Source organism: Pontixanthobacter sp. CEM42, assembly GCF_017812015.1.
Lineage (GTDB): Bacteria > Pseudomonadota > Alphaproteobacteria > Sphingomonadales > Sphingomonadaceae > Pontixanthobacter.
The window spans coordinates 130632-146512 of record NZ_JADQTN010000002.1 but is presented as its reverse complement, the minus strand read 5'-3'; the positions used below and the strand labels follow the sequence as shown (position 1 = coordinate 146512).

At 57.5% G+C, this 15881-nt stretch carries 15 protein-coding genes and 1 tRNA gene; 11 read left to right on the top strand and 5 right to left on the bottom strand.

Going from position 1 to position 15881, the window contains the following annotated elements:
• Positions 1–93: 93 nt before the first annotated feature.
• The gene (locus J9777_RS10710) at positions 94–513 is read right to left on the bottom strand and encodes a thermonuclease family protein (RefSeq protein ID WP_209348827.1); all 420 of its coding nucleotides are present in this window, start codon (positions 511–513) and stop codon (positions 94–96) included.
• 180 nt (positions 514–693) lie between these two features.
• On the opposite strand from J9777_RS10710, the gene argB reads away from it, so the two are divergent.
• The 5 genes from argB to J9777_RS10685 all read left to right on the top strand — a co-directional run bounded on the left by argB (position 694) and on the right by J9777_RS10685 (position 4286).
• Positions 694–1593 (top strand): acetylglutamate kinase, encoded by a 900-nt coding sequence (gene argB, locus J9777_RS10705; RefSeq protein ID WP_209348826.1) that lies wholly within the window; start codon positions 694–696, stop codon positions 1591–1593.
• Positions 1594–1698: 105 nt separating this feature from the next.
• Positions 1699–1977, top strand: a complete 279-nt coding sequence (locus J9777_RS10700) for a YggT family protein (RefSeq protein WP_209348825.1) — start codon at positions 1699–1701, stop codon at positions 1975–1977.
• Positions 1977–2873, top strand: a complete 897-nt coding sequence (gene folD, locus J9777_RS10695; protein ID WP_209348824.1) for a bifunctional methylenetetrahydrofolate dehydrogenase/methenyltetrahydrofolate cyclohydrolase FolD — start codon at positions 1977–1979, stop codon at positions 2871–2873. The genes J9777_RS10700 and folD overlap by 1 nt, the downstream gene beginning before the upstream one ends.
• Entirely contained in the window at positions 2870–3646 is a 777-nt protein-coding gene (locus J9777_RS10690; RefSeq protein WP_209348823.1) for a hypothetical protein, read from the top strand. Before folD ends, J9777_RS10690 begins: the two co-directional genes overlap by 4 nt.
• Positions 3647–3662: 16 nt before the next feature.
• A complete protein-coding gene (locus tag J9777_RS10685) occupies positions 3663–4286 on the top strand; it encodes a MarC family protein (protein ID WP_209348822.1) in 624 nt (207 codons plus the stop codon).
• A 3-nt stretch (positions 4287–4289) separates the two neighbouring features.
• Here the strand turns inward: J9777_RS10685 and J9777_RS10680 are convergent, their stop codons facing one another.
• Positions 4290–4901, bottom strand: coding sequence for an LON peptidase substrate-binding domain-containing protein (locus tag J9777_RS10680; RefSeq protein WP_209348821.1), 612 nt, complete (start codon positions 4899–4901; stop codon positions 4290–4292).
• A 2-nt stretch (positions 4902–4903) separates the two neighbouring features.
• The gene (locus J9777_RS10675) at positions 4904–5809 is read right to left on the bottom strand and encodes a tetratricopeptide repeat protein (protein WP_209349532.1); all 906 of its coding nucleotides are present in this window, start codon (positions 5807–5809) and stop codon (positions 4904–4906) included.
• A 239-nt stretch (positions 5810–6048) separates the two neighbouring features.
• On the opposite strand from J9777_RS10675, the gene J9777_RS10670 reads away from it, so the two are divergent.
• A tRNA-Gly gene (locus tag J9777_RS10670) sits at positions 6049–6123 on the top strand.
• Between the two features lie 42 nt (positions 6124–6165).
• Here J9777_RS10670 and J9777_RS10665 read toward each other — a convergent pair.
• Complete coding sequence (locus J9777_RS10665) at positions 6166–6858, bottom strand: UTRA domain-containing protein (protein WP_209348820.1); 693 nt, start codon at positions 6856–6858, stop codon at positions 6166–6168.
• A 10-nt stretch (positions 6859–6868) separates the two neighbouring features.
• Positions 6869–8239 (bottom strand): formimidoylglutamate deiminase, encoded by a 1371-nt coding sequence (locus tag J9777_RS10660; RefSeq protein WP_209348819.1) that lies wholly within the window; start codon positions 8237–8239, stop codon positions 6869–6871.
• 65 nt (positions 8240–8304) lie between these two features.
• Here J9777_RS10660 and hutI point away from each other — a divergent pair, with 65 nt between their 5' ends.
• The 5 genes from hutI to J9777_RS10635 all read left to right on the top strand — a co-directional run bounded on the left by hutI (position 8305) and on the right by J9777_RS10635 (position 15836).
• The gene (gene hutI / locus J9777_RS10655; protein ID WP_245228710.1) at positions 8305–9519 is read left to right on the top strand and encodes an imidazolonepropionase; all 1215 of its coding nucleotides are present in this window, start codon (positions 8305–8307) and stop codon (positions 9517–9519) included.
• Positions 9516–11048, top strand: coding sequence for a histidine ammonia-lyase (gene hutH / locus J9777_RS10650; RefSeq protein ID WP_209348817.1), 1533 nt, complete (start codon positions 9516–9518; stop codon positions 11046–11048). The genes hutI and hutH overlap by 4 nt, the downstream gene beginning before the upstream one ends.
• A gap of 2 nt (positions 11049–11050) precedes the next feature.
• A complete protein-coding gene (gene hutG, locus J9777_RS10645; protein ID WP_209348816.1) occupies positions 11051–11857 on the top strand; it encodes an N-formylglutamate deformylase in 807 nt (268 codons plus the stop codon).
• Positions 11854–13518 (top strand): urocanate hydratase, encoded by a 1665-nt coding sequence (hutU, locus tag J9777_RS10640; protein ID WP_209348815.1) that lies wholly within the window; start codon positions 11854–11856, stop codon positions 13516–13518. The genes hutG and hutU overlap by 4 nt, the downstream gene beginning before the upstream one ends.
• A gap of 194 nt (positions 13519–13712) precedes the next feature.
• Entirely contained in the window at positions 13713–15836 is a 2124-nt protein-coding gene (locus J9777_RS10635) for a TonB-dependent receptor (RefSeq protein ID WP_209348814.1), read from the top strand.
• The last annotated feature ends 45 nt before the right edge of the window (positions 15837–15881 follow it).

The window sequence follows — 15881 nt, the reverse complement described above, 5'->3', positions numbered from 1 at the left end:
TCTACGAAGCGGTTTAGTATGAAATTTGGGGCTGCGTGCCATGCCACCTTGTCTCAGAAAAACACGTGTACCGAAAGCGCTGCAATTCGGCCATCAACACCAGTTGCGACGTTTGCCATTCCATAGTTCGGCAAGGCCTTCGCGCACCAGTTGCTTCCCTAGAGAATGCCCGGCACGGGTCACCACGCGTAGCTTTCGACCATAGCGATCCTCATCACGCCCATCGCGGATCAACGCAAATGGTGCGGCGTTGAGCAATGCCATCATCCGCTGTGTCGCTTGGTTACCGAGTGCCTTCTCTGCCTGGCAATCCGCATGGGTAACTTCAGGTGTGTTGATGTCAGCGATCCGTATCTTGGTCCCGCGCAGCCAGAATGTGTCGCCATCGACAATACAGGTTACGCGCTTGCCCGAGCCGCAGGGTGCAAAGCTTGCGCGCAAATCAGTGCCGGTCAAAGCGACCGCAGAACCAGCGGGCACACACAATGCTAGAGTTATTAGTAGTCGTAGCATCGCCGCAGTCTGAGCGCGCGCTTGGCTCGCCGCTATCCGGCTCACTACCTAAGCAAAATTGCGCAACGGCCAAGATTGGCCGACCAGTTGCTGGTGCTTCCCACTCGCGTGCGAAGTCGCTAGACGCGTCTCCGCAAGCCCAAGAGGACCGCCCCAAAGGACTGCCCAAAGGACCGCATAATGAGTGCCACTGACGACAAAACCACATTGTCCAAAGCCGAAACGCTGATTGAGGCGCTGCCCTATTTCCAGCGTTATGCGGGCCGCACATTTGTGGTGAAATATGGCGGTCATGCAATGGGTGATCCCAAGGCGGCTCGCGAATTTGCCGAGGATATCGTGCTGCTCAAAGCGGTCGGTATCAATCCGGTGGTGGTCCATGGCGGCGGTCCGCAAATTGGTGCGATGCTCAAGAAACTCGGCGTCGAAAGTGAATTTATCGACGGCCTGCGGGTGACCGACAAGGCCACTGCAGAAGTCGCCGAGATGGTTTTGTCCGGCGCGATCAATAAGGAACTGGTCGGCTGGATCGCACAAGCTGGCGGTAAGGCAATTGGCATTTCGGGTAAGGATGGCGGGCTCGTTACCGCAACCAAGGTTGAACGGACCGCTCGTGATCCGGAAAGCAATATCGAACGCGTGATCGATCTGGGTTTTGTCGGCGAGCCTTCGCATGTCGATACTGCAGTAATCGATACGGCCGTCTCAGCGGGCATGATCCCGATCATCGCCCCGATCGGTGCGGGTGAAGATGGCGATACTTACAACATCAATGCCGACACAATGGCAGGCGCGATTGCAGCAGCATTGGGCGCGGCGCGGCTGTTCCTGCTAACCGATGTCGCCGGAGTGCTGGATAAGAATGGCGGGTTGTTGACCGACCTCAGTCCAAACGATGTCGCGGCGTTGCGCGAAGATGGCACGATTAGCGGCGGCATGATCCCGAAGCTGGAAACCTGCGTGCAAGCAGTTGAGGCTGGATGCGATGCGGCGGTGGTTCTCGACGGGCGGGTGCCACATGCAATGCTGCTCGAATTCTTTACCTCAAGCGGTGCCGGCACATTGATTAGTGCCCAGTAATCACCAAATTCAAGATCACCAGTTTGAATCTGTGTTAGGGTGTTGATACACCCCTATTGCTTCGCGTAAGAGCGGCTTGCGCTTCAATTCTCGAAAGACATCGCTATGATTGCCTTCATTCAGATACTCGGGATGCTGATCAATGCATTCGTTATGCTGATCATCATCCAGTTTGTGATTGGCCTGCTGTTCGCGTTCAACGTGATCAACACATCCAATCAGTTTCTGGCCCAGGTCTATCAATCGATCAATTCACTACTCGACCCGGTGCTGGCCCCCATCCGGCGGATTTTGCCGCAGACTGGCGCGCTCGATTTCTCGCCATTGGTGTTAATTTTGGCGCTGAACGCGATCCTGATCGTGCTTAGCAACGTTGCGTATTGATGAGCGCGACTCGTATTGACGGCAAAGCTTTCGCCGCAAATTTACGCGAACGCGTTGGCGCATTAGCCGCCGATTTTGAGAGCAAGGCAGGCCGCAAAGCCGGTCTCGCCGTGGTGCTGGTTGGCGATGACGCAGCAAGCCAAGTCTATGTTCGCAGTAAAGGCAAGGCGACTGTCGCGGCAAATATGGAAAGTTTCGGTCATTTGTTGCCGAGCAATACCAGCGAGGCTGACCTGTTGGCGCTGGTCGAAGAACTCAACGCCGATCCCCGCATCGACGGCATTCTGGTGCAATTACCGTTGCCCGACCACCTGGACGAACAAGCGATCATCGCCGCGATTGCGCCCGATAAGGACGTTGATGGGTTCCATGTGATCAATGCGGGGCGACTTTCTGTGGGGCAAAGCGGGTTTGTGCCCTGCACACCGCTGGGCTGTATGATGCTGCTGACTGACCGGTTGGGTGATCTCTCAGGTCTTGAGGCTGTTGTTATTGGCCGTTCCAACATTGTCGGTAAACCGATGGCGCAATTGCTGCTCGATGCGAATGCGACAGTCACAATTGCGCATAGCCGAACCAAGGACTTGCCCTCAGTAGTGCGCCGCGCAGATATTGTTGTCGCAGCTGTGGGTAGGCCCGAAATGGTCAAGAAGGACTGGCTGAAAGACGGCGCGACCGTGATCGATGTTGGCATCAACCGGCTTTCGCCCGAACCGGGTGCGGAGAAGGGCAAGCTGGTCGGCGACGTCGATTTCGGCGAAGCAAGCGAAGTTGCGGCAGCGATCACGCCTGTTCCCGGCGGCGTCGGGCCGATGACCATTGCGGTCCTGCTCCGCAACACGCTGGTTGCTGCGCATCGCAATGAGAATATCGCGCTTTCCGAGGGTGCGATATGATCCGCGCGATCACGCTCGTTGCGCTGGCTGCACTCGTTGCTGGGTGCACCGGCGGCGGACCGAGAATCTCTCAAGAGCGGATCAAGCGCGCATTGGTTGGCGCGCCCGGTGTGGCGCAGCCAAGCAAAGTCGTCGCAGCAGAACTGGCTTTTGCTCGCGCGGCGCAAGAAGACGGGCAATGGACCGCATTCCGGGCTTTCGCAGCACCCGGCGCGATCATTCACGGCCGCAAAGGACCCGTCGTTGCATCGACGTGGCTCTCGGCTCTTAAGGACCCCGAAGAAGCGGTTCGCTGGTCTCCGGATACGGTTTGGATGAGCTGCGATGGTTCCGTTGCGGTCAGCGAAGGGCGTTTCCGTGAGCCCGATGGCGTTGTCGGAAGCTTCGTGACCGTGTGGCAGCGCCAACCCGATCGTGAGTACCTCTGGATATATGATGCTGCGGTTCGTGATGACCCGCAGCCTGCACAAAAGGCACCGGAAGAACCCATTGGCGAAGACGAGATTTTGGTTACCGCGCTTGAATCGATCCGCGGCCTTGTCGCCGATTGCGAGCGCCCCGGTTTCGAGCGAGCGGATGCAAAGCCTGCGCCGCCCGCGCTCGCCATTCCAGAGGGAACCCGCAACACCGTCGCTACCTCTCGCGATGGAACGCTGCGGTGGCGGTGGGAGCATCCCGGGGCTGGTCAGCGCAGATTTGTCGCCGAATATTTGACATCGGGCAGTTGGCAAGTCGCACTGGATCAACCATTGGGAGCTGTATCTACCGACTAAGCGGTGGGGAACGCCCATGACTGAACTCTTTATATCTGCCTTTATCACGCTGTTCGTGGTGATCGATCCGCCGGGTTGTGCGCCGATCTATGCTGGCCTGACCAAAGGCGCGACCACCGCACAGCAGCGCAGCATGGCGATCCGCGCGTGCTTGATTGCGACCGTGATCCTTGTTGGTTTCGCGCTGTTCGGCGAGCAATTGCTCTCGGCGCTTCATATTGAGCTCGACAGTTTCCGCATAGCGGGCGGCATGATGCTGTTCTGGATCGCGTTTGAAATGGTGTTCGAAAAACGCACTCAGCGCCGGACCGAACGGGCCGACAAAGTTAGCGCCGATCCCGAGATCGAAGACGTGTCGGTCTTCCCGATGGCCATGCCGATGCTCGCGGGACCGGGCGCAATCGCCGCAATCATGCTGCTGATGAATGAGGCGGAGGGCACTGATCAGACTCTGGTCGTGCTTGGAGCGCTCGGATCAGTGCTGCTGCTGACCATGCTGGCGCTGATCGCAGCGGGACCGTTGATGCGTATCTTTGGTGACCGTGTCGAAGCAGTTGTCACACGTCTTCTCGGCGTTCTGCTGGCGGCGCTGGCAGCACAATATGTGATCGATGGCTTGAAGGGCAGCTTTGGGATCTGATCCCTATTGCAGCGTTACGCGGTCATCATCGCCATCGCGGCGGCTATAAAATTGCATCAGCTGGACCAATAGCTCGCAGCGTTCGTTCAAGGTATTCGCCTCCAGCAATGCTTGTTTGGAAGCCGGGTCGAACGGGGCAATTTGAGACACGCCGTCGATTAGCGATACGTCGTCGAGCCGTGTGACTGAGTCCCAGTCGACGCTGTAACCCTGTGCATCGGCAAAACGTTTTGCTTCGCGCTCAAAGCTTGCACGTTCGATGCTGCTCAGAAACTCATCTTTAGGTTCTAAGATCAGCTCGGCTTCGATTTGGCGAAACTGTGTGGTGACATCCAATTCGCGCAGGATACGAAAACGACTCTGACCTTCAAGGACGACGTTGTAGCGTCCGTCATCCATCGCTTCGACATCGCCGATCTTCCCTACGCATCCGACTTGGAACAGCGGCGCCCCCTCTTCGGGGCGTTGCGGCTGGATCATCGCGATCCGCCGATCACGCGCAAGCGCATCGCTGACCAGCGCACGATAGCGCGGCTCGAAGATATGCAACGGTATCTGCAATCCGGGAAATAGCAGTGCTCCGGTCAGCGGAAAGATGGAAAGTCGCTCTGCCATCTTCAGTCGAATAGGATCTTCGACAGGCGGCGGCGCGTGGCGGAGACCCATTCGTCTTCCAGCCCGACTGCTTCGAAAATCTGCAAAAGTTTAGTCCGCGCGGCCGCATCATTCCACTCGCGGTCAGCTTTGACCATGGCGAGCAGCGTGTCAGCAGCTTCATCACGCTGGTTCGCGGCGAATGCCGCTTCGGCAAAGGCCAATTGTGCGTCCATATCTTCGGGCTTGTCCTGAGCGGTTGTGCGCAGAGCAGCGAGCTCGCCATCATCGACCTGCGTACCGGCCAGTTCCAGAACGGAGAGCGCCTGCTGCACAGCGGCATCTTCCTTGATCTCTGGCTCGATAGCGTCTGCGATCTGTTGGGCTTCGTCTACTTTGCCTCCAGCGACAAATGCGCGGATTAAACCCGCATGAGCGGCGGCGTTGTCGGATACCATATCGATGACTTGCATAAAGACACCGGCGGCTCGCTCGGCATCACCTTCGGCCAGCACTTGTTCGGCCATGGTGATAAACTGCTCAACATCGGGTTGCTGCTGTGCGCCTCCGCCGACTTGCAAGGGCAGTTTCTCGACCAGCTGATCGAGCACTTCTTTCATTTGCGATTCGCTGCGCGCTTGCGTCAGATCAGCGACCGGTTGGCCTTGGAACATGGCATAGACGGTCGGAATCGACTGGACTTGGAACTGGCTGGCGATGAATTTTTCTTCATCGACGTTCACTTTGACCAAGATCACGCCCTTGTCAGCGTATTCCGCCGCGACTTTCTCCAGCATCGGCGCCAGCGCTTTGCACGGCCCGCACCATTCGGCCCAGAAATCCAAAATCACCAATTGCGTCATTGATGGGTCGACGACCTCTGTCTTGAAGCGTTCTACGGCTTTCTGTTCGTCGATATTCATGCCCATGCTTGCCAACGTACTATCCTTCTTGGTGGTAATCTGCTTGTTCTATGTGGGTCTTCTAGCCGATATGTGAAGGGCGAAACAGAGCGCTGCAGCAAGACCTTTCCATGGCCCTAACATTCGCGCATTTTGGCCTTGCGGGGTTGAGAAACCGCTGCTAATTGCCCGCCTCCCCACCGAGACAGGGTGATTCACTAGCTGGATCGAAATCTCGGAGCCGGTTTTCCGGTAACGTCTAGTGAGCGGGCGTAGCTCAGGGGTAGAGCACAACCTTGCCAAGGTTGGGGTCGGGCGTTCGAATCGCCTCGCCCGCTCCATTTTCTTTCAGATCTGAGATCGGTTTGGTACGCTTCTGCGTATCAAAGCTGCGACGTGAGTTGAAAACCTTCATGGTAATACAGGGTCATTGTGGTGATCGTCTGATCCTCAAGCCACGTTGTGCGGTCTATGCGGAAGAGTGCGGTGTTGGCTTCTGCCCCTAACGTCTCGGCGATCGCCTTTGAGGCATTCTCGGCAGAGAACCGGACATCGCCGCTGGAGAGCGGCACCGATTGCACCAGCCATTCATTGGCGCTGATCGTCTCCAGAGGGGCGTCAGCAATCGCGGGAACGGCTTGAACATTCACCCAACGATCTTCCCAAGCGTATGGTTCTTCACCGGCCATATGTAGCGTCGTAAGGTGCAGCGCTTCAGCTTCTGAAGGGATACTCAGACGTTCGGCTATTTCAGATGGTGGGACGGTTACAGTGCGTGTGATGACCCGGTGACCGTACGTGCTACCGCCAGCCTCGACTTGCTCCCGAATAATCGGGATTTCGAACTTCGCCTGCCGCACGGGCATGGCGCAGATGCGTGTGCCGCCTTTGCGTTTGCGAACCACCAGACCTTCTTCGGCAAGAGTGCGCAGGGCGCGGTTCACTGTCGTTCGTGCGCAGCCATATTCTTCGGCCAGTTCCACCTCGCCCGGAATCAACGCCCCCAACGGCCACTCGCCCGACTGGATACGGTCGAGCACCGCCTTGCGGATTGTTTGGTGAGACATGCTGCTCATGCGTCCATACTCATAGTGCGTTGCGGAGGCGGATCATGGTGTTCTTAAAACGCTCGCTGATCTGATCATGCTGCGGATGCCTGCCGTCACTTACTGTGTGGCGTCCGGCGGACCATACATCGCTGACCAAACTGTCGTCATACGCGAATATCCAGCTGTCGAGAATTGTGTCACCGCTCAGTGCGGCGAGCGTTTGGTGGCTATCATCGAGTGCTGTCAGATCGGCCAAAGCGCCGACTTCGATGCGCCCGGCATTGCGGCCAATCGCTTGCGCCCCGCCTGCGGCCGCCTTTTCGTAGAGGTTGCGACCGTTGGATCGGACGCCATCGCTGGTTAGGACAACGCGGCGCTTGTCGCGCAAGCGTTGTGACACTTCCAGCATTCGCAATTCCTCGCTCAATGCAATTCTCACGTTAGAGTCAGAACCGATGCCGATCCGCCCGCCAGCACCAAGAAAGCGTGCTGCGTCGAAGATACCATCGCCTAAGTTCGCCTCAGTAATCGGACACAGCCCAGCGACCGCTTTGGATTTAGCCAACGCATCGCATTCTGCTGGCTCCATTTGTGTAGCGTGGATGAAGCACCAACGTTCATCGATGGGCATATTTGCGAGCAGCCACTCTATCGGTCTCGCGCCCAATGCCTCCTGCACCTCGCGCACTTCGCCCACCTGCTCGGCAGCGTGGATCTGGATTGGCCCATCGGGCGCTAATGCAATGGCAGCATCCAGCCCGCTGCGTGAAACGGCGCGCAGACTGTGTGGCGCAACACCAAGGGTGAAGTCGGTTGGGCAGCCAGCCCAGCCCGATCGGATTGCCGCAAAAAGTTCCTCGAACCGGTGGATATCGCAACCGAACCGTAGCTGACCGCCTTCGAGTGCTCTGCCGTCCAATCCGCCTTGCATATAGAGCACCGGCAAGTGGGTGTAGCCGATGCCAGTTTGCCGCGCGGTTTCGATATGACGCGCCGATAGTTCGTCGATCCGGTCGTAGCGTTGCCCGCCCGGAGCATGATGGAGGTAGTGAAACTCTGCCTGGGCTGCATAGCCAGCTTCAAGCATTTCCATCTGAACCTGCGCGGCGATGGCTTCGACATCGTCGGGTGTGAGCAATTCCAGAAAACGGTACATGACCTCGCGCCAAGTCCAGAAGTCGTCATGCGCATTGTCGCCGCGTTTCTCGGCCAGACCGGCCATCGCGCGCTGGAAGCTGTGGCTATGCACATTGGACAAAGCGGGCAGCAATATCCCGGCCTGATGATCGGCTTCGGCGGTGCCGTCGGCAATGGCACTTATCGCCCCCGAGGCATCGATCGCGACGGTCACATTCTCGCGCCAGCCATCTGCTGTCAGAGCCTGCCGTGCCGAGATTGTCTGGACCATCGCGCTTGCGCCTCACTTTATTATGTGCATACATAATACGAAAGTGGAGCGTGATGACAAGTGTGATGCAGCAAAAGATTCTCCTCACCGGATGCACCGTGGCGACGATGGCCGAAGGCGGTATTCCCTATGGCCTGATCGCCGATGGCGCGGTGGCGTTGGAGGGCGGCAAAATCGCTTGGTTTGGCGAGAGAAGCACACTTCCCGACCAATTCTCGGCTTTCGATCAGGACGATTTGAGCGGACGCTTAGTCACTCCGGCTTTGATCGATTGCCACACGCATTTGCTGTTCGGTGGTAATCGCGCGCGCGAGTTTGAAATGCGGCTCAATGGCGCGAGCTATGAAGAAATAGCGCGCAGCGGTGGCGGTATCGTCTCGACAGTAAATGCCACGCGCGATGCGAGCGATGAGGAACTGATCGCAGGCGCACTTCGCCGCTTGGATGATCTGATCGCTGCGGGCGTCGCGGTGATTGAAATCAAATCTGGATATGGCCTGACTATCGAGGATGAAATGCGGATGCTGCGGCTGGCGCGGCATCTTGAAACGCTGCGTCCGGTCAAGATCGTCACCACATGGCTTGCCGCGCATGCTTTGCCGCCAGAATATAAGGACCGCGCCGACGCCTATTTGGACGAGGTCGCAATTGCTGGACTGAAGCAAGCTGCGGCTGAGGGCTTGGCTGACGCGGTTGACGGATTCTGCGAGACAATCGCTTTCACTGCTGAGCAGATACAGCGAGTGTTCAAAGCTGCGAAAGAGCTGAATCTTCCGGTGAAGCTGCATGCTGAGCAGCTATCCGATCTAAAGGGCGCCTTGCTGGTTGGTGAATATAGTGGGTTGTCTGCTGACCACCTCGAACATCTGGCCGAGGAGGATGTGCCTGCCTTTGCGAACTCTGGCGCGGTTGCGGTGATCCTACCTGGGGCGTTCTACACTTTGCGCGAAACCAAACTGCCGCCGATCGAGGCCTTACGCGCCCACCAGGTGCCGATTGCGGTTGCGACTGATTGCAATCCGGGCAGCTCGCCGCTGTCATCGATCCTCACCGCAATGAATATGGCGAGCACCCAATTCGCCATGACACCTGAAGAGGTTCTGGCTGGCACAACCCGCAATGCCGCTAAAGCGCTTGGCCTAGCCGGCGACTACGGGACTATCGAAACCGGCGCGCAGGCGGAGCTTGCTGTGTGGGATGCTGAGCATCCATCCGAGCTTTCCTACTGGATCGGTGGTTCGCCCTTGTTCAAAACTATTTCAAGCAGGACTGCCGCATGACTATCTCGTTCAAACCGGGATCGGTTTCTCTCGATCAACTTCAGTCTCTGTATCGGGAACAATCGGCCTTTGCGTTGGATGACCAAGCCTTCACGGCTGTACGCGCATCGGCCCGAACACTTGCCGACCGGATAAGCGATGGTGACCCCATCTATGGCGTCAATACCGGCTTCGGCAAACTGGCTTCGGTGCGGATTGAAGATGACCGGCTGGCCGACCTTCAGCGCAACCTCGTGCGATCGCATAGTGCCGGTTTCGGTCCACCACTCCCTGTAGAGATTGTGCGGCTGATCATGGCGCTCAAATGCATTTCCTTGGGGCGCGGTGCATCGGGCGTGCGGGTCGAAGTGATCGAGCAACTCCAGAACATGGCCGGCGCGGATGTAATCCCGCTTATCCCTGAAAAGGGATCGGTCGGTGCATCGGGCGACCTTGCCCCGCTCGCGCACATGGCCGCCGCGATGATGGGTGAGGGCGACGCATTCTATCGTGGTGAGCGGATGGATGCCTCTGCGGCATTGCACGCGGCTGGGTTGGAGCCTTTGGCACTGCAGGCGAAGGAAGGCCTTGCACTACTCAATGGGACGCAGGCATCGACCGCGCTCGCTCTGGTGGGGCTGTTCGAGGCGTGGCAACTGGCCAAAGCGTCGCTGACGACAGCCGCTTTGTCGATCGATGCAGCGATGGGGTCATCTGCGCCATTCCACAGCGAAATTCATGCACTGCGCGGACATCGCGGCCAGATCGAAAGCGCCGCGCGACTCAGAAGCCTGCTCGACGGATCAGAAATTCGCGAAAGCCATCAAGAAGGCGATGAGCGGGTGCAAGACCCCTATTGCCTGCGCTGCGCCCCGCAAGTGATCGGCGCCTGTCTGGATCAGTTGCGCCATGCAGCCGCTACGCTGGAAGTCGAAGCCAATGCAGCGACAGACAACCCGTTGGTGCTTTCTGACGGGGAGATCGTATCCGGCGGCAATTTTCACGCCGAACCCGTCGCGCTGGTTGCTGATTTGATTGCCATTGCGATTTCGGAAATCGGTGCAATTGCGCAGCGTCGTGTGGCCTTGCTCGTCGATCCGGCGCTGAGTTTCGGCCTGCCGGCTTTCCTCGCCCCAGATCCGGGATTGAAATCTGGCCTGATGATTGCCGAAGTAACCTCGGCTGCCTTGATGAGCGAAAACAAAGCGCTTGCCAATCCGCGCTCGGTGGATTCCACCCCGACCTCGGCCAATCAGGAAGACCATGTTTCAATGGCCTGCCATGCCGCGAGGCGCTTGTTGGAGATGAACCGCAATCTGGCGGGGATATTGGGCGTAGAGGCGATGGCCGCCGCGCAAGGGATCGAACTGCGCGCCCCGCTCTCAACCAGTCCATTCTTGCAGAAAGTGATCGCAGAGATCCGCAAGCATAGCCCAGCCTTGATTGATGACCGGATCGTCAGCCCCGATCTGCAAGTTCTCGCTGATCTGGTCAGCAACGATACGTGCTTGGCTGAGGCGGCGCATGATGTCGCACCGCTGGATCTGTAACCATGGAGCCCGTTTCGGTCATTCATGGTTCGTCCCCCATCATTTTGGGACAGCCGCATTCGGGTACCTATGTGCCGCCGGATATCGAGCGCAATCTCAACGATCTCGGCAAGGAATTGCGCGACACCGATTGGCATATTCCGCAGCTATATGACGGCCTGCTGGACGATGTGACTGTCGTGCGTGCGAATTTCAGCCGCTATGTGATCGATGCCAATCGCGATCCGGCTGGCATCAGTCTCTATCCCGGCCAGAACACGACCTCATTGGTTCCGATCAGTAGCTTTGATGATGAGCCGATCTGGCTGCTCGAGCCGGACGAAGCCGAGAATGCGCGGCGTCTTGATAGCTTTCACCGACCATATCATGCGGCGCTAAAGAGTGAGATCGACCGCGCGAAAGCAGCCCATGGATTTGCTATTCTCTATGACTGCCACTCGATCCGGTGCGAAATCCCGCATCTGTTCGATAACCAGCTGCCCGATTTCAATATTGGCGACAATCAGGGGCAAACCTGCGACCCGGCAATCACTATAGCGGTCGCGCGGCAATGCGAATCCACCAACCAATATACAAGCATCACCAATGGCCGTTTCAAAGGCGGCTGGACGACGCGGCATTATGGCCGCCCGGAAGATGGCGTTCACGCGATCCAGATGGAATTGGCACAGCGCAATTATCTGGCAAGTGAAGAACCACCCTTTGCCTATGACGCAGGCAGAGCCGAAGCCTTGCGCGGCGTCTTGCGCAACGTTTTGAACGCCATTTCCAACATAGCAAAAGCACACTCTTTTGGAGAGACATTGTGACCCGAACCCTACCCAACCGCCGCGATGTTAAAAGTCCGACAGGCTCCGATCTCAATTGCCTGAGTTGGACAACCGAAGCACCGTTTCGGATGCTGCACAATAATCTGGATCGGGAGGTTGCGGAGAACCCTGACGAGCTGGTCGTATATGGCGGCATCGGGCGCGCGGCGCGGACTTGGGGTGATTTTGACCGGATCGCCGATACGCTGAAAACGCTCACTGAAGATCAGACATTGCTGGTCCAATCGGGCAAGCCGGTTGGTGTATTCCAGACGCATAAAGACGCACCGCGCGTATTGATCGCGAACTCTAACATCGTCCCGCATTGGGCGAATTGGGACCACTTCAACGAGCTCGATAAGAAAGGCCTGATGATGTACGGCCAGATGACGGCTGGCTCGTGGATATACATCGGCACGCAGGGCATCGTGCAGGGCACATATGAGACCTTTGTCGAGGCCGGGCGCCAACATTATGACGGCAATCTCACGGGCAAATGGATACTCACCGGAGGGCTCGGCGGGATGGGCGGCGCGCAACCACTCGCTGCCGTAATGGCGGGGGCATGCTGCCTAGCGGTGGAGTGCAATCCTGAGAGCATCGATTTCCGTCTGCGGACTCGGTACCTTGATGAAAGGGCTGATACGCTGGACGAGGCATTGGCGCTGATCGAGAAATGGACCGCTGCGGGCGAAGCAAAGTCGGTTGGTCTATGTGGCAATGCGGCTGAAGTTTTCCCCGAACTGGTCAAGCGCGGCGTGCGTCCGGATATCGTCACCGACCAGACATCGGCGCATGATCCGGTCAATGGCTATCTGCCGCTCGATTGGACAATGGGCGAATGGCTTGAGAAGCGAGAAAGCGACCCCAAAGCGGTGGGAAAAGCCGCCTGCGCCTCGATGAAGATACAAGTGCAGGCGATGCTCGATTTCTGGAATGCGGGTGTGCCGACGCTCGATTACGGCAACAATATCCGGCAAGTCGCACTGGATGAGGGGCTAGAGAACGCGTTCGACTTCCCCGGGTTCGTACCGGCCTATATCCGCCCGCTATTCTGCCGTGGTGTCGGCCCGTTCCGCTGGGCTGCGCTTTCGGGTGATCCGGAGGACATCTACAAGACCGACGAGAAGGTGAAGGAACTGATGCCCGATGATGCGCATCTGCATCGCTGGCTCGATATGGCGCGCGAAAGGATCGAATTTCAGGGCTTGCCTGCGCGGATCTGCTGGGTCGGGTTGGGCGACCGTCACCGTCTTGGTCTGGCCTTCAACGAAATGGTGGCGAGCGGCGAGTTGAGTGCGCCGGTGGTGATCGGGCGCGATCATCTGGACAGTGGCTCGGTCGCCAGCCCCAATCGCGAGACCGAGGCGATGAAAGACGGATCAAGCGCAGTGTCCGACTGGCCGCTGCTTAATGCGCTGCTCAATACCGCCTCGGGCGCGACATGGGTCAGTCTGCATCACGGCGGCGGGGTCGGGATGGGATTCTCCCAGCACAGCGGGATGGTTGTTGTGGCGGACGGCACAGACGATGCCGCGCGCAGGCTTGGCCGTGTGCTTTGGAATGATCCGGCAACCGGCGTGATGCGTCACGCCGATGCCGGCTATGATGAGGCTATCGATTGCGCCCGCGAGAAAGGACTCAATCTCCCAAGCATTTGAATTCAGAGCCCATGATGCCAGCGGTCCCAAAAGGGTTGCAACGCAGGCTGGCCATCATTCGTGGCAATTTGGTCACTGTCGGCGTCGTTCGTGGGGGAACGGGGGCAGTTCGTCGATTCAGCGGGTTGCAATGTGATACTGTATCGTTATCAGGTACGTAACGTTGTAACATCAAGAAATTGGATCATACTGCTATGAAGCTGCGCAACCTCTCGCTCTGCACATTGCCACTTATGGCGCTTGCCCTGCCGCAAACGCTTTCTGCCCAAGAGGCAGAAACGACCGAAGAAGGGCAACCAAAAGATCCGCATGATCGCGGCGAAATATTGGTGACTGCAGAAGGCCTGGAGCAGCTAGACTTTATTGCTGGCCAAACCACTCTTGGACCCGATGAAATCCAGCGCAACCTGAACGGACAGCTTGGTGAGGTGCTTGCCAAAGTCCCTGGTGTCTCAGCCACCAGTTTTGGACCAGGTGCGTCGCGTCCGATCTTACGCGGTCAAGACGGTGAGCGCGTTCGCATTTTGATTGATGGCTTGGGTACGGCCGATGTGGCCAACACCTCTGCCGATCATGCAACGACCATTGATCCATTGACCGTTGACCGGATTGAAGTGCTGCGCGGACCAGCGGCGCTGCTATACGGCAGTCAGGCAATCGGTGGTGTTGTGAATGTCATCGACAAGCGTATCCCAATCGCAGTTCCTGAAAATGGTATTCATGTCGATGCATTGCTCGCGGGTGATACGGCCAGTGATCTCCGCAGTGGCGGTATTTCGCTCGATGCCGGCCTTGGCGACAGCTTTGTTGTCCATGTCGACGGCTCTTACCGCGAGACCGGCAATCTTGAGATTCCGGGATTTCAGGTCACTGACGCGCTGCGCACCGATTTGCTCGGCGACGCTGCAGAGGAAGAGGAAGAAGGCGAATTGGAAGAGGCGGAAGAGCTTCGCGAAGCAGCCAACCAGTTTGGTTTCGTTCCGAATACTTCAACCGAAACCTACACTTTCAACGGCGGTATCGGAGTGATCCTTGGCGAATCGAGCTTCGGCGCATCGGCTGGTTATTACGACACCTTCTACGGAATTCCGGGCAACCCCGAGGGCGGTCACCATCACGGTGAGGAAGAAGGCGAAGAGGAAGAAGAGGAAGAAGGCGAAGAAACTGTCTCAATCGGCCTCGAGCAATGGCGTTTTGATTTCCGCGGCGACATTGCGCTGGGCGGAGGTTTCTTTGAACGTCTGAAGATCCGTGGCGGCTATTCCGACTACACTCACACTGAATTCGAAGGCACCGAAGTCGGTACAGTATTCGACACCGAAACTTTTGAAGCACGCGCCGAGCTGATCCAGAGTGGCAGCGGCGTTTTTGGTGCGCAGTTTACATCGCGGGATTTCCAAGCTGTCGGCGAGGAAGCTTTCGTAGCGCCTAATGAAACGACCCAGATCGGTATCTTCACGGCGCAAGAATTTGATGTTGGCAATGTGCAGATCGAAGGAGCGGCGCGCTACGAGAATGTTAGCGTCGATTCCGATCCGCTCGGGCTTGAGCGTAACTTCAATCTGTTCTCCGGCGCGCTTTCGGCGGTTGTGGGGAGCGAGAACGATATTCGCTTCGGTATTACCGGTTCGCGTTCAGAGCGTGCGCCAGCGGGTGAAGAATTGTTTGCGAACGGGCCGCACATTGCGACTCAGACATTCGAAATCGGCGACCCTAACCTCGACGTCGAAAGCGCATGGGGTCTGGAGACTTTCATTCGCGGTGAGACCGGCGACGTTTCGTTCGGCGCATCGATTTATTACCAGCAGTTCGACAACTACATTTATCTCAGCCCTACCGATCAGGAGGAAGATGATCTGCCTGTGTTCGTTTTCCTGCAGGACGATGCGCGGTTCTTCGGTTTCGAAGGTGAGCTAATGCTTCCGGTTGTCAAACAAGACGGCTTCACGATATCGGCCGATCTGCGGGCATCCTATGTGGATGCCCAGATCAATGATGGCTCAAACGTACCCCGCATTCCGCCCCTGAGCCTGCTTGGCGCTGTCATTGCGGAAACAGGTCCGTTCGAAGCGCGTGCGGAAGTTCAGCATTTCGGTAAGCAAGACGATGTTGCTGAGTTCGAGACAGAGACCGCCGCCTTCACGTTCGTCAATGCTGCGATCGCATGGCGTCCGCTGAAGAATCGCGACAATGTTACTGTCCTGTTGCAGGCTGACAATATTTTCGACGTTGAAGGTCGCCGTCACACGAGCTTTACCAAGGAATTCCTTCCGCTTGCAGGACGCAACTTCAAAGTAAGCGTTCGCACCAGCTTCTAAGCTTTGCCGTCTCCTTCCCACGGTTCGCGGCGCGTGTTAGCACGT